This is a genomic window from Acidocella sp. (assembly GCF_036489515.1).
Classification (GTDB): Bacteria; Pseudomonadota; Alphaproteobacteria; order Acetobacterales; family Acetobacteraceae; genus Acidocella.
Genome location: NZ_DASXFO010000067.1, coordinates 23,110 through 47,521 on the forward strand (window position 1 = coordinate 23,110; position 24,412 = coordinate 47,521).

Consider the following 24,412-nt stretch of genomic DNA (forward strand, 5'->3'; position numbering starts at 1 on the left):
GCGGCCTGCCGATCATACGGTCGCGTCGCCCCTCCCAATCGAACGGATCGCGTCAATGGCCGCCTTGCCTGGCGAAGCGTCGCAGCCGAAAAGGCCACGCAACGGACCATGATCTATCGCTCCGGTCCTACTGAATATTGCTTTATCGTCGCGTCGGTTTGCGCAGAGACTTCGGAGAGTGTGACTTCATATCCCCAAAGATTGGCGAGATGGCGGAGGACATCTTTTATGTCCCGTTCGTCGATAAGGCGCCCATTGTAAATTCTATGTTGCAGGATCAGTTTGCGATCCCCGTTCAAGTCGACATCGACGATTTCGATCTCAGGTTCGTTTTGAATGATGTCGAACTGGTCGGCAAGATTTGTACGAATGGTCCGATAACCATGTTCGTTATGAATGGCCTTTACCAAAAGGTCCGATTTCCCGTCATCGTAAAGGTCGAAAAATTTCATTTTTCGGATGAGGTGAGGGCTCAGATATTGTCGTATGAAACTCTCATCTCGATGGTTCGTCCAGGCGTCCTTTAGAGCCCCGACCCAGTCTTTGCACCCGGAAAGTTCCGGGTTCCAGGCTTTATCCTCGTCGGTTGGATGTTCGCAGACACGTTTAATGTCCTGCATCAACCCGAAGCCAAAGGCATAAGGATTAATGCCATAGTATCCGGGATGGTCATAGTCCGGCTGAAATACCGCGGCGGTATGACTTTGGAGAAACTCCAACATGGCGCCCTCGGTCAAAAAGCCACGCTGGTGCAATCTGTTCATGATGTAATAATGAACGAATGTCGCGCATCCTTCGTTCATCATCTTGGTTTGCTTCTGGGGATAAAAATACTGCGCGACATGCCGGACGATCCGCAGGATTTCCCGCTCCCAAGGCTTGAGGAGGGGGGATTTTTTTTCTAGAAAATACAGGATATTTTCTTCGGGAAGCCCAAGCAAATTTCTTCTTTCTGAAACGCTGTGAGGCGCGTTCAGGTTCTTCGGGGAAGAAGGGACGGTGTTCCAGAGTTCATTGTAGGAGCGCTCCTGTTCCTCAAGTCTTTCTCTGGTCTTGCGTTCCTCATCGCTCAGATTGAATGTCTTGCGCTTTGGGTAGCGACTGACGCCTTGCGCCATAAGAGCATGGGCCGCATCGAGGATCCGCTCTACTTCGGCTTCCCCATAACGAGCTTCACAGGTCGAAATATAGCCTTTGGCGAATTCAAGGTATGAAAGAATGCCGTTTGCATCCGTCCATTGCCGAAACAGATTGTTGTTCTTGAAAAAATAATTGTGGCCGAATGCGGCGTGAGCGATCACCAAAGTTTGCATCATCATGGAGTTCTCTTCCATGAGATAGGAGATGCATGGGTTCGAGTTGATGACGATTTCATAGGCAAGGTTACGAAGGCCATGACGATAAAGAAGTTCGTCTTGTGCGAAATTCTTTCCGAATGACCAATGTTGATACATCAAGGGCATGCCGATCGAAGAGTAAGCATCCAGCATTTGTTCAAAGGTAATGATCTCGATCTGGTTGGGATAAAGATCGAGGGCGAGATCGTGCTCAGCGATGATGCTGATTTCGTGGTAAATGCGTTTAAGGCTCTCGAAATCCCAGTCTTTCGCACCCTTGTCTGTCGTTGCGTAATTCATGGCAAGCCTCACTTTGCCTTTTTGGTCGGCGCAAAAAGGTCGCGAAAAACAGGAAAAATTTGCGATCGGTCATTGACCTTCCGTGCGGCGATCGGCTCCCCACCACGAATGAGGGCTTCATATGTTCGCCAGAGGTCGGTCATCTGGGCCATGCCATCCTGATGACCGACTTCAATATAGGCAAAATACTGACAGGCGGGCAAAATCCTGTCGCGGAGAAGCGCTATGACCTTGGCATTGTCGCTGGGAACGTTGTCACCGTCAGAGGCCTGGGCGGCATAAATGTTCCAATTGTCGGCAGGGTATCGCTCTCCCACAACACGGAGCATCTCCTCAAATGCCGTCGAGACCACGGTGCCACCGGTCTCGGTGCTGAAAAAGAAGGTCTCTTCGTCGACTTCGCGCGCCAGATGCGTATGGCGAATGAAGACAAGGTCCACGTCCTTGTAGCGCCGGCGCAAAAAAAGATAGAGCAGCTTGTAGAAGCGCTTGGCCAGATCTTTCATATGTTCCGTCATCGAGCCCGAGACATCCATCAAACAGAACATGACGGCGCTGGTGACAGGCTGCGGGACGAGTTCAAACCGGTTATAGCGAACGTCGAGCGGGTCGATAAAGGGGATGCGTTGGCTTCTCCTCCGCTGCCTCTCGAGTTGTTCAGAAAGTTCCGCGCATTTTTGGACGCGGTCCGGATCGTCCGACTCTGCAAGGCGGGCGATTTCCGCTTCGAAGGCCGCGAGTGTGGCAGGATGCGGCCGTTTGAGGGCGATGCGACGTGCCAGGCTGTTCCTCATGGTCCGCATGAGATTCATGTTGGGCAATGAGCCGCTGAGCGCATGCCCGGCGCGAACCGGCGTAAAATTGTCGGACGACTTCATTTGCTTACGCAAGAGGTCGGGGAGCTCAAGGTCGTCAAAAAAAATGTCGAGAAATTCTTCCTGGCTGAGCACGAACTGAAAACCGTCATCGCCGTCGCCATCGAGCGATGCCTGGCGGCCGCCCAAGCCGCTTTGCGATGAGGGGCGCTTGATGCGGTCTCCTTCTTCATATTGTTTGTTGCCGGGAAGCACATGGTCCCGTTGGCCCAAAGCGGAGGAATGCCGTATTTGCGGTTCTTTTAACCGGCTTGTTCTGACCCAGATCTTTTCATCTCCGCCGAGGTCGGAAATGCCGCGTTCCGCGGTTGCCTTATGAACAGCTTCCGCCAGTTCTTGTTTGGCGCGCCGGATAAATCGCCGACGGTTCGACAGGCTCTTGCCTTGGGGGTTCAAACGACGGTCGATGATGTTCATGTTACGTGCTCATCTGGCTATCCCGCTTGCTTCACGCGCATATACCACTCCACGAGGCGTCGGACCTGTCGCTCGGTGTATCCACGCGTCATCATGCGCTCGAGGAATTCGGAATGTTTTTTCTCAGTCTCAACTTCTTTTTTGGTGCCGAAACTGATGACGGGCAAAAGGTCTTCGACCTGACTGAACATCCGCCGTTCGATGACCTCGCGGATTTTTTCGTAGGACGTCCATGAAGGGTTTTTGCCCTCACGTTGCGCCCGCGCGCGGAGGGCGAATTTAACGACCTCGTTGCGGAAATCCTTGGGGTTGGCAATTCCGGCGGGCTTTTCGATCTTGGTCAATTCCAGGTTCAGTTGCTCGCGATCCATCATTTGTCCGGTATCGGGATCCTTGAAGTCGAGATTCTCGATCCAGGCATCGGCGTAATCAAGATAGCGGTCAAACAGATTCTGTCCGTAGTCGTTGTAGGATTCGAGATAGGCTTTCTGGATTTCATTGCCGATAAATTCGGCATAGCGCGGTGCCAAAACGCCCTTGATGAATTCCAGATATTGTTTCTCGATGTCGTCGCCGAACTGCTCTCGTTTGATGGATTGCTCCAGCACAAACATTAAATGTACAGGATCGGCGCCAACCTCGCGCGTGTCATGGTTGAAGGTCGCGGAAAGGACCTTGAAGGCGAACCGGGTAGAGATGCCTTCCATGCCCTCGTCGACCCCGGCGGTATCGCGATACTCCTGCATGGTCTTCACATTCGGTTCGGTTTCCCGCAAATTTTCGCCGTTATAGACCCGAAGTTTTGCAAACAGATTGGAGTTCGGGTGGGGGCGCAAGCGCGATAGGACGGCGAATCGCGCGAGCATTTCCAGCGTTGCCGTCGCACAGGGCGCGGCTGCCAACTCGCTGTTACGGATCAGCTTCTCGTAAATTTTCTGCTCTTCGGTCACACGCAGGCAATAGGGAACCTTGATCACGCAGATCCGGTCGATGAAGGCTTCATTGTTTTTGTTGTGTTTGAAGCTCTGCCATTCTGCCTCATTCGAGTGGGCCAGGATGATGCCCTGGAAGGGGATGGCACCGATATTTTCGGTGCCGATATAATTGTTTTCCTGCGTCGCGGTCAGCAAAGGATGAAGGATTTTGATGGGCGCCTTGAACATCTCGACGAATTCGAGGATCCCCTGGGTGGTTCGGTTGAGGCCGCCGGAATAGCTGTAGGCATCCGTGTCATTCTGACTGTGCAGTTCGAGCATGCGGATGTCGACTTTTCCGACCAGGCTGGAAATGTCCTGGTTGTTCTCATCGCCGGGCTCGGTTTTCGCAATTCCGATCTGACGCAACCGCGAGGGGTATAATTTCGTGACGGTGAATTTTGAAATGTCACCGCCGAATTCGTCCAGGCGCTTGACCGCCCAGGGCGACATCAGGCCCGGCAGCCGGCGCGGCGGGATGCCGAACTGGGTTTCGAGCTCCGCGCCCATATGGTCGGGATGAAACAGGCCGAGCGGTGTTTCAAAGATGGGGCTGAGCTGCGTCCCGGCTTTGAGCACATAGATCGGGATCTGCTCCATCAGTTGCTTCAGGCGCTCGGCGATAGAAGATTTTCCTCCGCCCACCGGGCCAAGAAGGTAGAGAATTTGCTTGCGCTCTTCGAGCCCTTGCGCGGAATAGCGAAAGAAATTGACGATCCGCTCGACCGTGTCTTCCATGCCGAAAAAATCGGCAAAGGCGGGATACATTTTGATCGTACGGTTCATGAAAATCCGTCCGAGGCGCGGGTCTTTCGCGGTATCAATCATTTGTGATTCACCGATCGCGGCGACCATGCGCTCGGAGGCGGAGGCGTAGGTCATGGGGTCTCGCCGGCACAGATCGAGATATTCGAGGAGCGACATTTCGTTTTGCCGCTGGGCCTCATATGACTGCATCGAGCGAGAGAAAAGCTGGTCGATCATACCCATGCGTGACTCCTGTCTTCAAATTCTGTGCGGCCGCGTCCTCTTTTTCCGGCGCATTCGGATGTTCCATGTTTCATTGTTGATCTAAGCAAGTATAGTGCCTAAATAAGGCTACGTGATACAAGATATGGGTTTTGTTACAATTTCCCTGAAAAGCCTCAGCTTTTTGATTTTGTATAAATTGTCCCGGTTCTTCTGAGCCTAAAAGTCTAAGCCCGATAGTGGCGGATTCGCCAGAAGAAAAGTCAAAGAACACAGGAATTTATCGGCATCTGCCTCGGTCCATCTGATTTACGAAGGGAAAAGAAGATTTCAAGGTCGCATTCCTTGCGCTTTCCTTTCGGGCCCATGAATACGTCTTGGTTTCTTACTTAATTTTCGCAACACGATCGGAGACTTAAGTGGGCGAGTCGCGGCGACAGGCGGGCATTTTTGCGTTTGGGGACGGGCCTTTAAACTTAACTTGGTTTGTGTTTATTTTTGGTTTCAATTGAAAATAAAACATGGACAACATTGATCCTCTTGAAGCGCTGGACAGCCGCGCCTTTTCCCGTGTCGCGGACGCCCAACGCTCCTCAGGAAATCATGTGCGAATTTTACGCGATGGGCCGGAGACTTTCGCGGTCTGGTTGCAAGCGATCGATCGCGCGTCCGCAACGGTTCATCTGGAAAACTACATCATCCAGGAAGATGAAATCGGCGCGGCTTTTTGCGCAGCGCTCATCAACGCCCGGAAAAGAGGCGTGGCGTGCAAGCTCATCTATGATTGGCTGGGATGTGTGGCCAGGACCTCGCGGCGGTTTTGGAACCAACTGTCCGATGCGGGGGTGGAGGTGCGCCAATATAACCCACCGCGGTTTGCGAACCCTTTGCGTTTGATCAGCCGTGACCACCGGAAGGTTCTGTGCGTCGATGGCACGGTGGCCTTTACGGGTGGGCTTTGCATTGGTCATGACTGGGTGGGAAATCCGGCGCGGGGCGTTCCGCCATGGCGGGATACGGCGGTGGAAATCCATGGTCCGGCGGTGGCCGACGTCGAGGCGGCGTTTTGGGACAGTTGGGAGGCGGTGAGGGGGCTGGGCCCTCCGCCTTCGGGCTGGCAGCCTGAAATTGCCCTCCCGGCCGGCGACAGTGACGTGTCGGTGATCGCCGGTCGTCCGGAAGCGATGGGGTTGTATCGCCTGGAGCAACTTGTCGCGGAAGTGGTGGAACGGTCGCTCTGGTTAACCGATGGCTACTTCGTGGCGACAACCGGGTATGTGCGCGCCCTGGGGGGCGCCGCGCGGGCGGGGGTTGATGTCCGTCTGCTTGTCCCTGGGTCGAGCAATTGGCCGCTGGTCGGGGCGTTGTCCAAATCGGCTTATCGTCCTTTGCTGCAGGCGGGGGTGCGTGTCTTCGAGTGGAACGGTCCGATGTTGCATGCGAAAACGGCCGTTGCCGATGGCTGCTGGACACGGATCGGTTCGAGCAATTCCAATCTGGCGAGCTGGGTTTCCAATCGTGAACTCGACGTGACGATCATGGACCGGGAGCTCGCGGGACAGATGGAAAAAATTTACCTGGCAGATTTACAAGGCAGCACGGAGATTGTGTTGCGCAAGGGCCGAGGCGAAACAAAAACAGTTCCGGTTTCGCCCGGTCATCAGGTTTCCCTGGTGAGACCGAAGGCCGGGCGGCTGCTTTCGGGTATGATCGGCCTTGGCAGCACGTTGGTGGCATTGCTGTCCCAGCGGCGGCATGTTCAGCCGACGGAGGCGCTGGTGATATGGACCGGTGGCGCGGTGCTGGTCTTTCTGGCGCTGATCGCCTTTTTCTTCCCGCACGTGATTGCCTGGACCATTGCCTTAATCGCCTTGTGGTCGGGCATCGGTCTGTTCATGAAAGCCTGGCGGCTCTGGAGTTCAGCTGGCACGACAGACAAGTAGAATGAAAATCATCAGCTGGAATCTGCGGCATTCGCGCGGGGCCGAGGTCGTTCATATTCAGGAATTGGTTTGCGAGCATCGGCCCGACTTGCTTCTCATGCAGGAAGTAACAGCCGAGATCGACGGGGTGGCAGACCGGCTTGGCGGCTATTATGCACGGTCGGCCTTACCGGGACGCAAGCACGGACTCGCCGCGTGGAGTCCTCATCCCTTTCATCGGCCCGCCCAAAATCTGGCTTTGCAACGCGGCGTCCTTGTACGCCGGATCTGTCAACTTCTGGAGTGCGAGGGCTACACCATCGCCAATGTCCATCTGTCGCATGGGCAAATGCTGAACCGGCTGCAGTTGCGGCGGATCGCCCGGGCACTATCGCCGCGGGCGGCGATCCTGGGGGATTGCAATATGATCGGCGCCCCCTTTCTGCGTGGCTTCCAGGACGTCGGGGCGCGCCAGCCCACGCATCGTTCGGCGGGCCTGGTCCCCTTGCGCTTGGATCGCTGTTTCGTTCGAGGCTTCCATTGCACCGGGGCCGCGGTTCTGGCGCCGGGGGCGTCAGACCATCATCCATTGCTGGTGTCGCTGGTGGCTATCTGAGCGTCAGCCGGCACTGTTGGGGCGATTGCTCCCGCTCTGCCCCTGCGGTACGAACAAACAGTTCGGCCGCACCGCACAGCAGATTGGCCGCAACCCAGCGATTTTTCGGGAGGGTATAATGGGTCATGAAACATTGCTTCTTACCCAAGAGGCGGCGGTCACGGTGGTTCAGCTCAACCGCCCGCAGGCGCTGAATGCGCTGAACAGCCAGGTGCTTCAGGAACTCGGGGAAGTCTTTTCCGAATACGAGCGCGATCCTAGCAAGCGCTGCCTGATTTTAACCGGCAACGAAAAAGCCTTCGCCGCGGGCGCCGATATCAAGGAGATGCAACCGAAGGGCTTCGCCGCCATGTACGGTGAAAATTTCTTTGCCGGCTTCGAGCGCATCACCGCGACCCGGAAGCCGTGGTTTGCGTCGGTTGCCGGATTCGCCCTGGGCGGCGGGTGCGAACTGGCGATGATGGCGGATTTCATCATCGCGGCCGATACCGCGAAATTCGGCCAGCCCGAGATCAAATTGGGGATTGGGCCAGGGATGGGGGGCTCGCAACGTCTCACCCGGGCGGTCGGCAAGGCAAAGGCGATGGAGATGTGCCTGACCGGGCGGATGATGGAGGCTGAGGAAGCTGAGCGGTGCGGCTTGGTCGCCCGGATTGTCCCAGCCAGCCAGTTGCATGAAGAAGCGTTGAAGACGGCGCAAACCATCGCCGGGATGCCGCCGCTTGGGGCGATGGCGGTTAAGGAAATGGTGAACGCGGCCTTTGAAACCGGCCTGGCTCAAGGATTGCTGTTTGAGCGGCGTCTGTTCAACGGCCTGTGCGCCACGGCAGACAAGGCGGAAGGAATGTCCGCCTTTATGGAAAAGCGCAAGGCGGTGTGGCAGGGGCGTTAGAAAGCGGCCGCTTTTTGAAAAAAGCGGCGCAAAAACTTTTGGCTATGCTGGGTCATGGGCGTTGTCACCGACCACGTCCATGACCCAGCATGGCAAAGTTTTTTTGCTACTTTTTGTTCACAAAAAGTAGCCTTCCCCTTCACTTACTTAAGAAATCGATACAAAATCTCTTAAATCATCTGACGACGGGCAGGGAGACCGACATGCGCTATCTGATGGCAATGGTGTTTATGCTGTGCCTCGTGGGACAGGCTCATGCCCAGGAACTGGTCCACTTTCCGTCTCTCGATGGGCCACCGGCAACGCAATTGGACGGCTATCTTTGGCGCGCCCCGGGGCCGGGGCGGTCCCCGGCCATCGTCCTTCTCCATGGCTGCAGCGGCATGTTCACAAAGTCAGGAAAGATCTACTCACGCGATCGCGACTGGGCCATGCGCTTCACCTCCATGGGCATGAGCGTCCTCGAAGTTGACAGCTTCGGACCACGGCACCACGGCCAGATGTGCTCACCGCGGACGTTCAGTCCGAGCCTCTACGCAGCACGGGCTTTCGATGCCTATGCGGCACTCCGCTACCTGCAGTCCCAAAACTTTGTCGAACCGGATCGGATCGGTCTGCTCGGTTGGTCTCAAGGCGGCGGGACCGTCCTGAATACCATAAGGACGTCAAGCCGAGCCCGTCCGACCTCTCTTCCCGACGGTGACTTCCGCGCCGCCGTCGCCTTCTATCCCGCGAGCTGCCGGAAGCGGGTACAGGGCGCCGTTTGGTCCAGTTCCGTGCCGCTCCTCGTTTTGATCGGCGCGGATGATGTCTGGACGCCGCTTCCCCCCTGTCTCGCTTTGATGAACTCGCCGGCTCCGAATACCAAAGTGACCATGAAGATCTATCCGGGCGCCTATCACGACTTTGATTGGCCAAACCTACCCGTGCACCAGATCCCAGCGTTTCGGACCAAGAAGGGCGTCATCCCGATCGAAGGCACAAACAATGCCGCCCGCGCCGATGCGCTCCAGCGCGTGCCGGCTTTCTTCGCGTCCTACCTTCGGTAGCGGAAGGCTTCTGTAGGCCGTGCTGGTTTCAACGCCACGGGCTCAGTCCGAGGCGGCAGCTTCGATGTTCCCGTCGTCCCGCTGCACCAGCACGACGAAATGCGCGCCGGCGGACGGTGGAGGCAAGCAGCCGCTTTTTTTAAAAAGCGGCTGCTTGCCTTCTCTAAATCCGCCCGAGCACCGCCAGCGTCGCGACGATGCCGACGCCGGCGCCGGCCACGAGCCAGGCGAAGCGATCGATCAGGGGGAAATATCCAGCGGCAGCCACCGGCAGGGCGGCAGCGGCCGGCACGGCGGATGCCACATGCACGGCGGCCGGGGTCGGCGCTGCTTCCCCCACCGGCACGGCAACGTCGCCGGTGATCGCGCGGCCGAAATTCTCAAAGAATTCCCCGGCCAGCTTGTTGGCCACGCCGCCGATGAGACGGCTGCCGACGCTGGCAAGCTTGCCGCCGATGTCCACTTCGCAACGGTACCGCAGGATCGTGCCGTCGCCATCCGGCGTCAGCCGCACCTGCGCGCTGCCCTTGGCAAACCCAGCCGGGCCGCCCTGCCCGCGTCCGGACAAAGTGTAGCCGTGCGGCGGATCGAGGTCGGAGAGTTCCACCTTCCCCTTGAAGGTCGCCGAGACCGGGCCGATTTTCGCCGTCACCGTGGCGGTGAATTCGGCGTCGCCGGTCTGCTCCAAGGTTTTGCAACCGGGCAGGCTCACTTGCAGCACCGCCGGGTCGTTCAGAGCCTCCCACACGCGCTGCGGAGGCGCGGGGATGCGGTATTCGCCCTCGAGGTTCATGCGCCGGCGTAGAGGCGGAACAGGGCCTGGGTGCCCTCATCGTCATGACCGGCGGCGGCCAGCCGGTCGTACAGCGCCTTGGCCTGGGTCAGGCCCGGCAAGGCCAGCCCCAGTGTCTCCGCCTCGGCGAGTGCGATGCCCATATCCTTGATGAAATGGCGCACATAGAAACCGGGGGCGAAATCGCCGTCGAGCATGCGCGGGCCGAGATTGTTCAGCGCGAAGCTGGCCGCCGCCCCGGCGCCGATCGATTTCAGCACGACCTTCGGATCGAGCCCGGCCTTCTTGGCGTAAGCGAGGCTCTCGCACACCGCCATCATGTTCGAGGCGATGGTGATCTGGTTCGCCATCTTGGTGTGCTGCCCGGCCCCGGCCGCGCCCTGGCGCACCACGTTCTCGCCCATCAGCGCCAGCAGCTTGCGGACATGTTCGACCGCCGGTTCCGCGCCGCCGATCATGATCGAGAGCTTGGCATTGCGGGCGCCGACATCGCCGCCGGAAACCGGCGCGTCCAGCACCGCAACCCCCTTGGCCGCGCCTGCCGCGGCGATGCGCTGCGCCAGCGAGGGGCTGGAGGTGGTCATGTCGATCAGCACCGTGCCGGGCCGCGCCCGTGCTACCAGCCCATCCGGCGCCAGATAGATGTCTTCGACGTCCTGCGGGAAGCCGACCATGGTGATCACCACGTCGCACACCGCGGCGATCTCGCCGGGCTGGTCATGCCACGTAGCACCCCGGGCGATCAGCTGTTCGGCTTTCGCCCGGCTGCGGTTGTAGACATGCAACTGATAACCGCCGGCCAGAATATGCCCGGCCATGCTCTGGCCCATGATGCCGAGGCCGATGAACCCGACCGTCTTGATGTCCGAAAAATCCATGCTCAAAAATCCCTGTGCTTCAGGTCTGGGTGTGTCAGGTACGGCCGCGCAGCAGGCCGCGCAACGTGGGAGGGGTCAAAGGCTGATGCGTGGCGGTGACGCCGAACGGTGAGAGCGCATCGTTGACGGCATTGGTCACGGCGCCGATCGCGCCCATCACCCCACCCTCGGCCATGCCCTTGATGCCGGCCGCGGTGCGCCGGTTCGGCGTGTGCATCGGCAGGATCTCGAAATTCGGCAACTCGCTGGCCGTGGCGACCAGATAATCGGCCAGCGTGCTGCTCAGGTTCTGACCCGAAGCGTCATAGACCACATGCTCGAACAGCGAGCCGCTCAGCCCCATGGCGATGGCGCCCTGCTGCTGGCCGCGCACCACCACCGGGTTCAGCACCATGCCGCAATCCTCGGCCACCACATAGCGCAAAATAGTGACGCGCCCGGTCGCCACGTCCAGTTCGACCTCGCAGGCATGGCTGCTGTTGGAATAGGTCATCGCCGGCGGGTCATAGGCGTGCGAGACGTCGAGGCCGGGCTCCATGCCGGGCGGCAGCGCCAACGGGTCGAGATAGGCGACGCGGGCGATATCCGTCAGGCTGATGCCGGTGCCGGTCCAGTCGCCGCCGATCAGCCGCTCCACCCTACCCTCGCGCAGCCGCAGATCGCCGGCGCTGTTCAGCGTCAGCAGATGTGCCGCGATGTTAAGAACCTTCTCCTGGGCTTTGCGCGCGCAAAGATAGAGCGCCCCGCCGCCCGCCGTGGCGCCGCGCGCGCCGCGGCTGCCCATGCCGTAGGGCGCGACATCGGTATTGCCGAGCTCCAGCTGCACGTTGGCGGCGTCCACGCCCAGCCCTTCCGCGACCGCTGACGGCAACGAGCTTTCATAGCCCTGCCCGGTCGCCTGCAGCCCGACCGAGGCCCGCACCGTGCCGGTCGGCTCGATCCGCACCCAGGCGGACTCGTGCCCGGAACCGGCAATGCCGGCGGCCTTGTAGAAGCGCGAGCCGTAAGTGGTCGGCTCCACCACAGTGCACAGACCCAGGCCGAGATAGCGCCCGGCTGCGCGTGCAGAAATCTGGCGATGACGGAAATCTTCATAGCCGATGGCGGCAACCACCGCTTCCAGCGTCTCGGACGGGGTGATGTCCTCCAGCAGCTCGCCGGTCGGCATTGTGTAAGGCAGCTCGGAGGCCTGCAGCATATTGACGCGGCGCACCTCCAGCGGGTCGAGGCCGAGCTGGCGCGCCACCGCGTCCAGCGTGCCGTCCATCACCCAGCTCGCCATCGCCATCGGCGCGCGCATCGGCCCGGCACCGCATTTATTCGTCAGCGCGATCCGCACCTCATAGGCGTAATCGGCGATGCGGTACGGGCCGGTGAGGATCAGCGCGATCACCCGCGCGATGTAATTGCCGGGGAAGAAGCAGTAGGCGCCGAAATCCTCGGTGAGGGTGAGTTCGAGGCCGAGAATGCGGCCGTCGGCGGCCACGGCGGCACGGGTCTCGCAGCGCGCCTCGCGGGCATGGCTGGCGCCTTGCAGATTCTCCAGCCGGTCCTCGCGCCAGCGCACCGGGCGGTTCAAGTGCCGGGCCAAAGCGGCGACCGTGAGTTCCTCGCGGTACAGAGCGATCTTCTGGCCGAACCCGCCACCGACATCCGGGCAGATCACGGTGATCTGCGATTCCGCCAGGTTCAGGCGCCGTGCCAGCGACGTGCGCAACGGGTGCGGCACCTGGTTGCCGGTATGGAAGGTGAGATGCTGGCGGCCCTCGTCCCACACCACAGCACAGCCGCGGGTTTCCAGCGGCAATTGCGTCTGCCGGTGTTGCGAGAAGTGCGCGGTGACCACTTCATGCGCCGCCTTGAAACGCGCCGCCACGTCGCCGGCGGAAAAATGCTGTTCCGAGAGCTGGTTGCTGGCCAAGTCCTCGTCAACGCGCGGCGCACCGGGGCGAAGTGCGGTGTCCATATCCGCCACGGCGCCCAGGATATCGTATTCGACCTCGATCGCCTCGGCGGCGTCCTCGGCCAGATAGCGGTCGGTGGCGACAACGCAGGCGACCAGATCACCCTGGAACCGCACTTTCTCCACCGGGAAAGGCAGCATCGACGTCGGCTGCAACCCCTCGATCGGTGGCGCCATCTGCTGCACGCTCGCCCATTGCGCGACGTCGCGTCCGGTGAAGATGCCGGCGATACCCGGCATGGCGGCGGCGGCTTCGGTATCGATCCGCACGATGCGCGCATGGGCATGCGGGGAACGGAGGAACGTCACGTGCAGCGCCTGCGGGATCACGATGTCGTCGACATAGCGGCCGGCGCCGGTCAGGAAGCGCCGATCCTCGCGGCGCGGCAGAGCCCGGCCGATCTGCGTGAAAGGCGCCTCCGTCATTTCCGCCCCGCGCGCATCACCGCCGCGGCCTTTTGCACCGCGGTGACGATGTTCTGGTAACCGGTGCAGCGGCAAATATTGCCGGAGAGCACGTCGCGGATTTCCGCCTCGCTCGGGTCCGGGTTGTCGCGCAGATAGGCTTCGAATGTCATCACGATGCCGGGCGTGCAAAAGCCGCATTGCAGCCCGTGCTCCTCGTGCATCGCCTGCTGCAACGGGCTGTACACGCCGCCCTGCGCGACCGCCTCGATGGTGGTGACCTCATGCCCCTCCATCTGCACCGCATAAGTCAGACAGGCACGGGCCGGCCGGTCGTCGATCAGCACGGTGCAGGCGCCGCACACCCCGTGCTCGCAGCCGACATGCGTGCCGGTGAGGTGCAATTTTTCGCGCAGCACATCGGAGAGCAGATATCGTGGCGATACGGCGACCTCGTGCGTTTCACCGTTGACGGACAGAGAAATCAACATCTGCTCAGCCATTCTTCTGCGCCGCCTCCCGCGCCAGGGCCGCAGCGACGGCGCGCCCGACCAGGGTCATCGTCAAGTCGCGGCGATACGCGGCCGGGATGCGCGCATCATCCTCCGGCGCGATGGAAGCCGCCACGGCTTCGGCCAGTTCGGCGGCCCACGCCTCATCCGGCGCTCGGCCGAGGAAGGGGACCAGAAAATCGGTCCAGGATACCGGCGCGATGCCGACACCGCCCAGCGCCAGCGCCATATGCGCGACCTCCCCGGACGGGGTACGCCGGACCGTCGTCGCAACCGAAACGATAGCGAAATCGCCATGGCGCTGGGTGAAAATTTCCAGCCCCCACCCCGCTTGCGCCACCGGAAAGCGCACGGAGACGATCATCTCGTCCGGCTGCACCGAAGTGACCAGGCTGGAGACGAAAAAATCTTGCGCCCGCACCATGCGCGTGCCGGTGCGGCCAGCGATGCTGATTTCCGCGTCGAGCAGCGTGGCGATCAGAGGCAGCTGCGCGGCCGGGTCGGCATGCGCCAGGCTGCCGCCCAGCGTGCCGCGCTGGCGAATCGCGTAATGGCCGATGCTGGCGGCGGCGGCGGCGAGAATGGGACAGGCGGCGGCCACCTGGCCGTCGGTCGCCACGCGATGATGCCGCGTCAGGCTGCCGATCTCCAGCGCGCCCGGCGCCGTCCGCACAAAGTCCAGCTCCAGCAGATCGTTGAGGTCGATGAGGTGCGCCGGCCGCGCCAGACGCAGATTGAGCATGGGCCCCAGACTTTGCCCGCCCGCGAGCAATTTTGCATCGGAGCTGGCCAGCAGATCGAGCGCGTCGGCGACTGTCTGCGGCCGGTGATAGGCGAAGGGGGCAGGCTTCACGGCGTAATTTTGGCTCTCATCAAGGTCGGGCCCTTAATCGCCTGTCAGCCGGCCCGCTGCAACCCCCGGCCGCGGGCGGAAGAAAGCGGCCGCTTTTTAAAAAAAGCGCCGCAAAAATTTTTGTTATGCTGGGCCATGGGCTGTGTCGGCGACAACGCCCATGGCCCAGCACAATAAAGTTTTTTTGCTACTTTTTGTTCACAAAAAGTAGCCTTCCCTTGCTCTAAACCAGCACGCCACCGCCATCGACGGTGACGACCTAGCCGGTGCTGAAAGTCTGGCGCATCAGGTACAGATAGGTTTCCGCCACCTCGTCGGCCTCGCCGACCCGCTTATCCTTGTAACTAATATGCCACCCCGAGGCTATTGATCGCCGCCTTGTATCGGCCCCCGGAGAACGGACAAGACCCACGTAACGCGCCGCCGCGATGGGCAACGCCGGAACAAGGCTTGGGTAAGCAAAAATAAAGGAAGGCTAGTTTTTGTGAACAAAAATTAGCAAAAAACTTCGCCAATCTGGGTCGGAAGCGTGGTCGCCGACAAAAAACCCCGGCAATGCCGGGCGTTTCAGCGGCAAGCCAAAAAAATATGCAATAAATGCAAGCCGCTATGTGCTCTACGCCAAATGCATTTCGCGCATACCCCAGAAAAATTCACAAGTTTTTCAACCAGAAGCTGCTGACTCCCCGGCTTCGGGTGGTGACGAACGCGCCTCGGTGCATTAGGAATGGTTAATGACCATGCCTAACTTCGTGAAAACCCCGTCGCTGCGGGGCCCCAGGAGTTTTCCCTGGCTTATCGCCTTGGCGCTGTCCGCCGGGTTGTCCGGCTGCGCCTCGCTGAGCCGGTACGAACAATCTCTCGTCCCTCCCCGTCCGGACACTGCGCCACCTCCCGCTCCCGCGGTGCTGCGCGAAGCGGAAGCTCGCGGGTATGAGGAAGGCCTGGAAGCGGGCAAGCGCATCCAGGCCCGCCACGATCAATCTCTCGCGCAGGCGACGCAGACCAAGGCTCCCACCGTGGCCCCGGTGGTTGCACCGGAACCCGTCGCGAAAACACAGTGCGCAGCGGCGACCCAGAAACCCGACGACCCGCCCCCGCCGGCGGTGAAGCCCACCCCAGCTGCGGCAAACGCCACCGCCATGCGGACGAACAACCCCGACGCGTTCGCCCCCAGCGGCCCGGCGCGGCCACTCGGCGCCTCGCCGGATCCGTTTTAAGCCGACGTCTCGGAGAGAAGTAAGCAGCCGCTTACTTCTGCTATGCTGGGCCATGGGCGTTGTCATCGACAGCGCCCATGGCCCAGATTAATAAAGTTTTTTTGCTACTTTTTGTTCCCAAAAAGTAGCCTCCCTTCCTTTGACAAACCCGACCCGCGCATCAGTCCATTGTTTTTGCGCGGCATCTCTGCCAAGCCAGAACGCGCTAAACAGGTCCACCTCTCTGCCATTTTTATAGCCCTGGCGCCCATGCCGAAATTAGATGAAGTCTCGTTCGCGCTAAAAACGTTCCTCGGGGCGATGATGGCTTTGTACCTGGCCTTCTGGTTGGGGCTCGACAATCCGTATTGGGCGATGGCGACCGCCTATATCGTCGCCAATCCCCTCACCGGGCCGATGCGCTCGAAGGCGCTCTACCGTTTCATCGGCACGTTCACCGGCGGCACCGCCGCGGTGGCGCTGGTGCCGAACCTGGCCAATGCGCCGCTGCTGCTCAGCCTCGCTTTGTCCCTCTGGGTCGGGCTCTGCCTGTATCTCTCACTGCTCGACCGTACCCCGCGCGCGTACATGTTCATGCTGGCCGGCTACACCGCGGGCATCATCGGCTTTCCCAGCGTCGATGCGCCGCAGCTGATCTTCCAGACCGCGCTCACCCGGGTGGAGGAGATTACGCTCGGCATCGTCTGCACCACCGCGGTCGGCACCGTGGTGTTCCCGCGCGCCATCGGCCCGGTGCTGGCGCGGCGCATCGCCGCCTGGGTGAAACCAGCGATCGACTGGGCGACCGCCGCCCTGGCCGGGCGCGAGGATGAAGCCGATATCGGCGCGGCGCGGCGGCAGCTGGCGGTCGAGGCCACCGACGTGGCGATGATGACGACGCAACTCGCCTACGACACCTCGCATCTGCAAAGCGCGGTGCGCTACATCGTGCATCTGCGCATTTATGTGCTGAGCATGATGCCGGTGCTGAGCTCCATCAACGACCGCGTCGCCGAATTGCGGCGGCTGGACGGCATCACCCCGGCGCTGCAGCAGGTGCTGGATGCGGTGCGCGACTGGATCCAGCTCGGCGGGCCGGAAAGCAGCGCCGGCCTGAACATGCAGATCCACGCGCTGGAGCACGACGGTTTGTCCTGGAGCGGGCTGCTGCGCGCCAGCCTCGCGCGGCGGCTCGAGGAGCTGGTGACCCTGATGCATCACGCGCGCGCCATCCGCCGGCACATCGTCGACGGCGACCCGGCCCCCGACGGGCTGTTGCTGCGCGCGGAATACCTCGCCAATGCCTCGCTCCTGCGCGATCACGGCATGTCCCTGCTCTCCGCCATCGCCGCCATCGTCGCCACCCTGCTCACCTGCGTTTTCTGGATCGAATCCTCCTGGCCCGCCGGCGGCACGGCGGCGGTGATGGTCGCCATCGCCTGCTCGTTTTTCGCCGGACTGGACGATCCGGCCCCGGCCATCGCCCGCATGCTGCGCGACGTGCTGGTGGTCAGCGTCTTCGACGGCCTGTATCTTTTTGTCGTCCTGCCACGGGTGGAAACCTTCGCCGCTCTGGGCCTGGTGCTGCTACCAGCCGCTTTGGTGGTCGGCGTGCTGATGTCCCGCCCGGCGACGTTCATGACCGGCATGGTCATAGGCGCGTTCGGGCCCACCATCCTGGCGCTGAACAACGGCTATAACAGTAATTTCGGCGCTTACGCGAATGCCATCCTAGCAACGATCGGCGGCATGGCGGTGGCGCTGGTGGCGACCAGGCTGATCCGCTCGGTCGGTGCAGAATGGAGTGCCAAGCGCCTGATGCGCGCGGCCTGGCGCGACATCGCCACCGTGGCGCAAACCAAGGGCGCCGCCGATCGCGCCGCGCTGACCGGGGTGATGGTGCAGCGCTTGGGGCAGATGATGCCGCGCCTGGCCGCCGTCTCCGCGGGGGCCGATGAGGCGGCGGTGGCCTTGCTGCGCGACCTGCGGGTCGGGCTCAACCTGATCGGCCTGCAGGATCTGTTCGATACGCTCCCACCGGCGGCGCGAGAGCGCACCGGCGAGGCGCTGTCCAGCATCGCCGCCTTCTATGCGAAGAATCCGCGCCAGGCGCCGCCGGAAGCGACGCTGGCGGCGATCGACGCGGCGATACGCAGTCTCACTGGCGACGCCGTCCGCTACGGCGAGGCCCTGATGCTGCTCTCTGGTTTGCGCAGCGTGCTGTTCACCGGTGCGCCGCCCCCGCCGGTCGAGAGCTGGTATGCCGCCCCCGGCGCGAGGGCCGTCGCATGATCGGCGAAATCGACCTGTTCGGCGTGTTCTTGCCGCCGCTGCTGGTGTGGCTGGGCCTCGGCCTGCTGCTTTCCGCCGCCATGCGCTGGAGCCTCTCCCGGATCGGGCTGTACCGCTATGTCTGGCACCGGCCGCTCTTCGACCTCGCCCTCCTCGTCATCCTGACCGGCGCGGTCAGTTATGCCGCCCAGCGTCTCTTCTGAAAACGGGATTCCATGAAAGCCGCATCGCTGATCCTCCGCCTTCTGGTCACCATCCTGATCGTCGCCGTCGCCGCAATCGTCGCCTGGCAGCTCTGGATCTATTACATGGAGGATCCCTGGACCCGCGACGGCGCGGTGCGCGCCGACACGGTGCAGCTGGCGCCCGACGTGTCGGGTCCGGTGACGCAGGTGTTCGTCCATGACAACGAAATGGTGAAGGACGGCGAACCGCTCTTCCAGATCGACCCGACGCGTTTCGTGCTGGCGATCGCCCAAGCCCAGGCCGAGACCGCCCGCGCCAAGGCGGCGATGCAGGATGCAGAGCGCACCGCGAACCGTTATACCAGCATCGCCAACAACGCCGTGTCCAGCGAGTCCCGCGACAACACCATCAGCGCCGCGCAGCAAGCCACGGCGGCATACGCTCTGGCACAGGCCAACCTGGCGCTGGCCAAGTACAATCTGCAGCGCGCCACCGTGCGCGCCACGGTGAACGGGACCATCACCAACTTCTCGATGCGGCCCGGCGATTTCGTGACCGCCGGCAGCCCGGTTCTGGCGCTGGTCGATGCCGATTCGCTCTATGTCGACGGCTATTTCGAGGAAACCAAACTGCGGCAGATCCAGATCGGCGATACCGCGCAAATCACGCTGATGGATGGCAGCCCGGCGATCATCGGCCATGTGCAGGGGTTTGCCGCCGGCGTTACCGACAGCCAGCGAACCGCGAGCCCGACCTTGCTCGCGGATGTGAACCCCACCTTCACCTGGGTGCGCCTGGCGCAGCGCGTGCCGGTGCGCATCGTCCTCGACCACGTCCCCGCCGGCACCAAACTGATCGCCGGCATGACCTGCACCGTCGTCATCGGCCCGGTCCGGGGCTAGGGAAAAGGAAGGCTACTTTTTGTGAACAAAAAGTAGCAAAAAAAACTTTGTTAATTTGGGTCATGGGCTTTGGCGCTGACAACGCCCATGGCCCAGCATAACAAAAATTTTTGCGCCGCTTTTTTTAAAAAGCGGCTGCTTCCTTCTCTTCAAGCCTCGTCCGCGCGGCCAGAAATCCGATGCTGGCGGGAAACTTCTCAATTCCATAAAACCAGGCGCCGCCCAGAAACGGGATGGACCGCGCGCGATCCAGCCATCCGGCGCGGCGGATTTGCCCGGCGACTTGGCCCGCCAAGCGGCGGTGATAGGTTTCCGCCCCCTCTCCGGCGATTATGCAGCGCGCCGCCAGGGCGGCGCTGTGCAAGGCGATCGCCATGCCGTCCCCGGTGAAGGACGGGATTACCGCCGCCTGATCGCCCAGCCGATAACAATTCGCCGCGTCGTCCCGGGCGTGGCGGTGCACGAAACCGTAGGGCATGCGCGCGATACTGAGCGGGGCGCGCAGCTGCTCAGCACCGCGCAGCCGTGCGGCGAGACGCGGGCAGCTCTCCTGCACAGTGGCGAGAACCTCGGGCCAGCTGCCCAGGCGCCGCAGCACGGCCGCCTCGATGACCAGACAGAGATTCGCGCGTCCGCCCTCGACCGGCTGCAGCCCGGCATACCCGCCGGCGAAGAGAATAAGCTCCACGTGACCCGACAGCTTATCGCGCTCGGCGGCCTGCAACCGGAAATAAGTTTTAAAGCCGACCAGCGTGCCCGGTGACGCCGGCCGGGCCAGCCCCCGCGTCTCATGCTTGCCGGTCGCCAGCAGCAGCGTTTTGGGCCCGAAATTTTCCGCCGCGGTTTCCACAATGCCATCGCTGATGCGGCGGACGGCCACACCGCGCCGCACTTGCGCCCCGGCTTGCGCCGCCAGCGCCAGCACCGCCTCATCCAGCACCTGCCGGGAGATGCCGAGCCCGCGAAACGGCAAAGGCGCACGCACTTCCCGCCGCCCGCGCACCAGGCGGACGTGATCGATCACCTCGCCGCCCAACCCCGCCACATTCAGGCCAAGCCGCTCCAGCGTCGCCACCGCCTCGTAGCTCAGAAACTCGCCACACACTTTGTCTTTCGCCACCGCCTCACGCTCCAGCAGCAGCACGTCACGCCCGGCCTGGGCCAGGAGCACAGCGGCGGCCGCCCCCGCCAGCCCGCCGCCGGCGACGAGGATATCTGGTCGCGCCGCGACCGGGATTTCCGGTCGCGCCGTCATTTCAGCCGGCTGACAGTGTAGCGGAACAGCAAATGCCAGTTGATCTCGGCTTGAATGTTTATGTCCGCCAGAAGCCTCTCCCAATCTTCGCGGATGAAGGAACGGGCTATGGAAATCTGCCCGTCGCACCGCACGATGCGGTTCCAGCGCATCAGCCGGGCCAGGAGCGGATATAAGTAATAAGCTGCCTTGTGGCGGTGCAGATCGGCGACATGCCAGCCGCATTGCGCCTGTGCCTCCATCCAGGCGAGCAGGCGCAGAATCTCCGCGCTGGTCAGGTGATGGGTCAATTGCGAGGTGACGATGAAATCCGGCCGCTGCGGCAACACCGCGGCAAACACATCGCCGGTGCGATAATCGATTTTTTGCGTCGGATCCGCCGCCCGCGCGGCGGCCGCGGCGCGCGGGTTCATGTCGATGCCGGACAATGCCGCCACAAAGCCGCGCCGTGCCGCCCAGGCGGCGATCGCCCGCAGCAAATCGCCCTGGCCATAGCCGATATCCAGCACCGCGATTGAGCTCCCCGGCGGCCAGGATTTTGTGGCGCGGCCGAGCCAGCGCAAGGTCGGCCCGTGCGTCAAAGTCACCCGGTTCACCACGGCCAGATCGGCCAGGCAGCGCCGATACACCGCCTCGTCCAGACCCGGCTCATCCATCGCCTCGGCCAGCATGGCGCGGGACGAAAACTCCATCATGACATCGAGAAGCGGAATGTCTCGGCGACCATGCCCGGGCCAAAAGCCATGGCCAGGCCAAGCTGCCCAGGTGCTGCGCTCCGCAGCATGCCGGCCAGCACGAACATCACGGTGGCGGAGGACATATTCCCCTGCGCCGCGAGCACCACGCGCGACGGTGCCAGCGCCGCCTCCGGCAAGCCCAAGCCCGCCTGCACCGCATCCAGCACCGTGCGCCCGCCGCCATGCACGGCCCACAGATCAATCTTCTGGTCCTCCCCCCGCAACAGCGTCCGCGGCGAGTCGCGTAAGGTGCGCAAGATCGCCACCGGCACCTGGCCGGAGAGGTGCATGACAAACCCCTGATCGCCAATCTGCCAGGTAATATATTCCTCGGTTCCGGGGATCAACACGTTCACGAAATCGCCCAGGCAGAGCCCCTCCGGTTCCGCCGTCACCAGCGCCGCCGCAGCACCATCGCCGAACAGCAGGGACGAGAGCGCCTCCTCCAGGCCCGTGGTTTCCTGCAAATGCAGCGTGCACAGCTCGACATTCACGACCAGCACCCGCGCCGCCGGATCGGCCAGCACGATCGCCTGCGCCGCGCGCAAGGCTGGAACCGCGGCGGAACAGCCCATGAAGCCGATCAGCAGCCGCTGCAGATCAGGCCGCAGCCCGAGCTGTCGCGCTAAAATCTGGTCCAGCCCGGGGGCGACGAAGCCGGTGCAGGATGCGAGGATGAGATGCGTCACATCCCGCACCGGCCGGCCCAGCGCCTCGACAGCCTGCATGGCCAGAACCGGCGCGTGCGTGGCGTAGGCACGCATGCGCGCCGCCGTCCCCGGATAGGCGCCACGGCGGTAGAATCCCTCCCGCGCCTCATCCGCCTCGACCATGCCGTCCTGTTGCAGCACCGAATAGCGGTGCGCGATGCCGGCACGATCGGCCATCCGCTCGAACACGATACGGTGCCGCCCGTCCAGCGCCTTGGCGATGAAATCGCGGTACGCCGCGTGGATGTCATGCGGCGGTATGGCCGTGCCGATGCGATTGATGAAAGCACGGTTCATGTCCTCTATCTGTGCCACCGCCGGAACGGATCAAGGGAAGGAGAACTTCTTTTTGTAACCACAAAGAAACCTTTGTAACCCAAAAGCGGCCACTTTCCTCTCCTTCGAAGCCGGCCTGGCGCATGCCCTCACGGCAATTTTCCGCCCGGCCTTCCTTGCCCTGGGCCGCTACAGAACCGGCCCAATTCTTGACACAATGGAGGCCTAATCGCCGCAGTGTCGTTTACGTATCGTTACAGCTAACCCCGCCACCTGCGGAACGGAGCCTCGTCTTTCATGTCGCCCTGCCTCACCCGGAACGAACGCTACGCTGAACAGCGCCACGGAGCGCGGGCATGAGCTTTTTCGATGCGGGCAAAAAACGCTTCAATTGGGCCCCGTCCCTACCGCTGCAGACCTCCGTCCGCGCCGAGCCAGGCTGCGTGCAATGCGGCAGCCGGCTCGAATCGGCGGCCGTCGGAAAGCTCAATTTTTTAGGGACATGCTTCAACTGCTCGGTCTGGGTGTCCGAGGATGACGAGGACTTCGAAGAGCTCGAGGACTGAAGCGGAAGTAAGCGGCCGCTTTTTAAAAAAAGCGGCGCAAAAATTTTTTTACGCTGGGGCATGGGCGTTGTCGCTGACGCAACCCATGACCCGGCATAGCAAAGTTTTTTTGCTACTTTTTGTTCACAAAAAGTAGTCCCTTACTTCCTAGGGCAGATGCTTCGCGATGTAAGGCGGCAGCCAGAATGACGCGACGTGAATTTCCGGCGACCAGTACTGGCTCTTGCCGGTGATCCCCGCCGCCTCGGCGCGTCTTGCGATCTCCTCGACCGGCAGCCGGGTAGACGCGGCGTCCTTGCCCGACCAGCCCAGCGTCATATAGCCGCCGACATAGGTCGGCACCGCCGCGACATAGGCGCTGACATGGGAGAAGAATTGCGCGCGGCGCCGCGACGTCTCGGCCAACTCGTCAGCCTGCATGAACGGCACGCCACATTGGTTCACGACGATGCCGCGCGGTGTCAGAATCCGCGCCGCGTTCTGGTAGAACGCATCGGTGAACAGCACCTCGCCGACGCCGATCGGGTCGGTTGAGTCGACGATGATCACATCGAACGCGCCGTCAGGCGCTTGGGCCACATAGTCGATGCCGTCGCCGACGATCACGTCCGCACGCGGATCGTTCCAGGCATCGCCGCCGATGCCGGACAGGAACCGCTTGGCAAGATCAATGACCTCGCCGTCGATCTCCACCATCACCGCGCGCTCGACGCCTTTATGCATCAACACATGCTTGAGCACGCCGCCATCGCCGGCGCCGATGATCAACACATTCTTGGCCGCGCCATGCGCCAGCAGCGGCACATGCGTCAGCATTTCCTGATACACGAACTCATCGCGCTCGGTGATCTGCACGACGCCGTCCAGCGTCATCACGCGGCCATGGCTGTCGGTTTCGAAAATGGCAATATCCTGGAACGGGCTTTGCACCCGCGCCAGTTGCCGCGTGAAACGAAAGCGCTGTCCCCAATCCGGGTACAGCGTCTCATTCAGCCAGGTATCTGTCATGCTATCCCCGCTCGCAAAGCCTGCGGCCGGTGCAAAAACCGGCCGCATGATGTGTCAGGCGATCAGGCCGCGCTTCTGTTCGCTGACCTGGATATGGGTGGGCCCAAAAGCTTCCTTCAGGAAGGGGAGCACCTTGTACGGGTCGCAGACGCCGCACATGAACACGTCGAGCGCCGCGAAATTGCGCTCCGGCCACGTGTGAATGGAAATGTGGCTTTCCGCCAGCACGACCACGCCGCTGACGCCGCCATTCGGGGAGAAATGATGGAAATGGCTGTGCAGAATCGTCGCCCCAGCCTCCACCGCGCCGGCGCAGAGCGTCTCGTCGATCAGCTGCGGGTCGGCGAGATTCGTCGCGCCCCACAGATCGATGAGCAGATGCATGCCGGCAAACTTCACGCCGTCGCGTTCCACGAAATAGTCTTTAGCCGGCTCCACGGAGACCGTTGTCGTCTGGTTTTCGCTCGGAGTCTCCGAGACCATCCCCAGTCGGGCAAGTGCGTTCATTTTCGAACCCCCTCAACTA

General features: G+C 61.8%; 23 protein-coding genes. 9 read left to right on the forward strand and 14 right to left on the reverse strand.

Annotated features, from left to right (window positions below; translation table 11 throughout):
* Positions 1-113: 113 nt before the first annotated feature.
* The 3 genes from VGG47_RS10625 to VGG47_RS10635 are packed head-to-tail and all read right to left on the reverse strand — an operon-like array spanning position 114 to position 4,887.
* Positions 114-1,637 (reverse strand): SpoVR family protein, encoded by a 1,524-nt coding sequence (locus VGG47_RS10625; protein WP_331538268.1) that lies wholly within the window; start codon positions 1,635-1,637, stop codon positions 114-116.
* Between the two features lie 8 nt (positions 1,638-1,645).
* Positions 1,646-2,929 carry a YeaH/YhbH family protein gene (locus VGG47_RS10630; protein ID WP_331538270.1) on the reverse strand — a complete coding sequence of 428 codons (1,284 nt, stop codon included), beginning with the start codon at positions 2,927-2,929 and terminating at the stop codon, positions 1,646-1,648.
* Positions 2,930-2,946: 17 nt separating this feature from the next.
* On the reverse strand, positions 2,947-4,887 hold the full coding sequence (locus VGG47_RS10635; protein ID WP_408841905.1) for a PrkA family serine protein kinase: 1,941 nt from the start codon (positions 4,885-4,887) through the stop codon (positions 2,947-2,949).
* Between the two features lie 506 nt (positions 4,888-5,393).
* Here VGG47_RS10635 and VGG47_RS10640 point away from each other — a divergent pair.
* From VGG47_RS10640 to VGG47_RS10655, 4 genes are all read left to right on the forward strand, one after another.
* Positions 5,394-6,815, forward strand: a complete 1,422-nt coding sequence (locus VGG47_RS10640; protein WP_331538274.1) for a phospholipase D-like domain-containing protein — start codon at positions 5,394-5,396, stop codon at positions 6,813-6,815.
* Between the two features lies 1 nt (position 6,816).
* The gene (locus VGG47_RS10645) at positions 6,817-7,410 is read left to right on the forward strand and encodes an endonuclease/exonuclease/phosphatase family protein (RefSeq protein WP_331538275.1); all 594 of its coding nucleotides are present in this window, start codon (positions 6,817-6,819) and stop codon (positions 7,408-7,410) included.
* A gap of 118 nt (positions 7,411-7,528) precedes the next feature.
* Positions 7,529-8,302: an enoyl-CoA hydratase-related protein gene (locus tag VGG47_RS10650; protein WP_331538277.1), complete on the forward strand. Its 774-nt coding sequence runs from the start codon at positions 7,529-7,531 to the stop codon at positions 8,300-8,302.
* A 203-nt stretch (positions 8,303-8,505) separates the two neighbouring features.
* Positions 8,506-9,351: a dienelactone hydrolase family protein gene (locus VGG47_RS10655; protein WP_331538279.1), complete on the forward strand. Its 846-nt coding sequence runs from the start codon at positions 8,506-8,508 to the stop codon at positions 9,349-9,351.
* A 163-nt stretch (positions 9,352-9,514) separates the two neighbouring features.
* Here the strand turns inward: VGG47_RS10655 and VGG47_RS10660 are convergent, their stop codons facing one another.
* The 6 genes from VGG47_RS10660 to VGG47_RS10685 form a co-directional block, all read right to left on the reverse strand.
* On the reverse strand, positions 9,515-10,144 hold the full coding sequence (locus VGG47_RS10660; protein WP_331538281.1) for a CoxG family protein: 630 nt from the start codon (positions 10,142-10,144) through the stop codon (positions 9,515-9,517).
* Positions 10,141-11,022: an NAD(P)-dependent oxidoreductase gene (locus VGG47_RS10665; RefSeq protein WP_331538283.1), complete on the reverse strand. Its 882-nt coding sequence runs from the start codon at positions 11,020-11,022 to the stop codon at positions 10,141-10,143. Before VGG47_RS10665 ends, VGG47_RS10660 begins: the two co-directional genes overlap by 4 nt.
* 34 nt (positions 11,023-11,056) lie before the next feature.
* Entirely contained in the window at positions 11,057-13,411 is a 2,355-nt protein-coding gene (locus VGG47_RS10670; protein ID WP_331538284.1) for a xanthine dehydrogenase family protein molybdopterin-binding subunit, read from the reverse strand.
* On the reverse strand, positions 13,408-13,881 hold the full coding sequence (locus tag VGG47_RS10675; RefSeq protein WP_331538286.1) for a (2Fe-2S)-binding protein: 474 nt from the start codon (positions 13,879-13,881) through the stop codon (positions 13,408-13,410). The genes VGG47_RS10670 and VGG47_RS10675 overlap by 4 nt, the downstream gene beginning before the upstream one ends.
* A 4-nt stretch (positions 13,882-13,885) precedes the next feature.
* Entirely contained in the window at positions 13,886-14,755 is an 870-nt protein-coding gene (locus VGG47_RS10680) for an FAD binding domain-containing protein (protein WP_331538288.1), read from the reverse strand.
* Between the two features lie 259 nt (positions 14,756-15,014).
* Complete coding sequence (locus VGG47_RS10685; RefSeq protein ID WP_331538290.1) at positions 15,015-15,167, reverse strand: hypothetical protein; 153 nt, start codon at positions 15,165-15,167, stop codon at positions 15,015-15,017.
* Between the two features lie 322 nt (positions 15,168-15,489).
* On the opposite strand from VGG47_RS10685, the gene VGG47_RS10690 reads away from it, so the two are divergent.
* The 4 genes from VGG47_RS10690 (at position 15,490) to VGG47_RS10705 (ending at position 19,334) form a co-directional block, all read left to right on the forward strand.
* Positions 15,490-15,975, forward strand: coding sequence for a hypothetical protein (locus VGG47_RS10690; protein ID WP_331538292.1), 486 nt, complete (start codon positions 15,490-15,492; stop codon positions 15,973-15,975).
* Between the two features lie 249 nt (positions 15,976-16,224).
* Positions 16,225-18,246 carry an FUSC family protein gene (locus VGG47_RS10695; RefSeq protein ID WP_331538294.1) on the forward strand — a complete coding sequence of 674 codons (2,022 nt, stop codon included), beginning with the start codon at positions 16,225-16,227 and terminating at the stop codon, positions 18,244-18,246.
* Positions 18,243-18,449: a DUF1656 domain-containing protein gene (locus tag VGG47_RS10700; protein ID WP_331538296.1), complete on the forward strand. Its 207-nt coding sequence runs from the start codon at positions 18,243-18,245 to the stop codon at positions 18,447-18,449. The genes VGG47_RS10695 and VGG47_RS10700 overlap by 4 nt, the downstream gene beginning before the upstream one ends.
* A 12-nt stretch (positions 18,450-18,461) precedes the next feature.
* Positions 18,462-19,334, forward strand: coding sequence for an HlyD family secretion protein (locus VGG47_RS10705; protein ID WP_331538298.1), 873 nt, complete (start codon positions 18,462-18,464; stop codon positions 19,332-19,334).
* Positions 19,335-19,458: 124 nt separating this feature from the next.
* On the opposite strand, the gene VGG47_RS10710 is transcribed toward VGG47_RS10705, so the two are convergent.
* Genes VGG47_RS10710 through VGG47_RS10720 form a run of 3 tightly spaced genes read right to left on the reverse strand, consistent with a single transcriptional unit; the run spans position 19,459 to position 22,333 of the window.
* Positions 19,459-20,589: an NAD(P)/FAD-dependent oxidoreductase gene (locus tag VGG47_RS10710; RefSeq protein ID WP_331538300.1), complete on the reverse strand. Its 1,131-nt coding sequence runs from the start codon at positions 20,587-20,589 to the stop codon at positions 19,459-19,461.
* On the reverse strand, positions 20,586-21,284 hold the full coding sequence (locus VGG47_RS10715) for a methyltransferase domain-containing protein (RefSeq protein ID WP_331538302.1): 699 nt from the start codon (positions 21,282-21,284) through the stop codon (positions 20,586-20,588). The genes VGG47_RS10710 and VGG47_RS10715 overlap by 4 nt, the downstream gene beginning before the upstream one ends.
* A complete protein-coding gene (locus tag VGG47_RS10720; protein ID WP_331538304.1) occupies positions 21,281-22,333 on the reverse strand; it encodes a type III polyketide synthase in 1,053 nt (350 codons plus the stop codon). The genes VGG47_RS10715 and VGG47_RS10720 overlap by 4 nt, the downstream gene beginning before the upstream one ends.
* Before the next feature lie 335 nt (positions 22,334-22,668).
* Here VGG47_RS10720 and VGG47_RS10725 point away from each other — a divergent pair, with 335 nt between their 5' ends.
* The gene (locus tag VGG47_RS10725; protein WP_331538306.1) at positions 22,669-22,878 is read left to right on the forward strand and encodes a hypothetical protein; all 210 of its coding nucleotides are present in this window, start codon (positions 22,669-22,671) and stop codon (positions 22,876-22,878) included.
* 147 nt (positions 22,879-23,025) lie between these two features.
* Here VGG47_RS10725 and speE read toward each other — a convergent pair whose 3' ends face one another.
* Positions 23,026-23,886, reverse strand: coding sequence for a polyamine aminopropyltransferase (speE, locus tag VGG47_RS10730; RefSeq protein WP_331538308.1), 861 nt, complete (start codon positions 23,884-23,886; stop codon positions 23,026-23,028).
* A gap of 54 nt (positions 23,887-23,940) precedes the next feature.
* Positions 23,941-24,393, reverse strand: coding sequence for an adenosylmethionine decarboxylase (speD, locus tag VGG47_RS10735; RefSeq protein ID WP_331538310.1), 453 nt, complete (start codon positions 24,391-24,393; stop codon positions 23,941-23,943).
* Between the last annotated feature and the right edge of the window lie 19 nt (positions 24,394-24,412).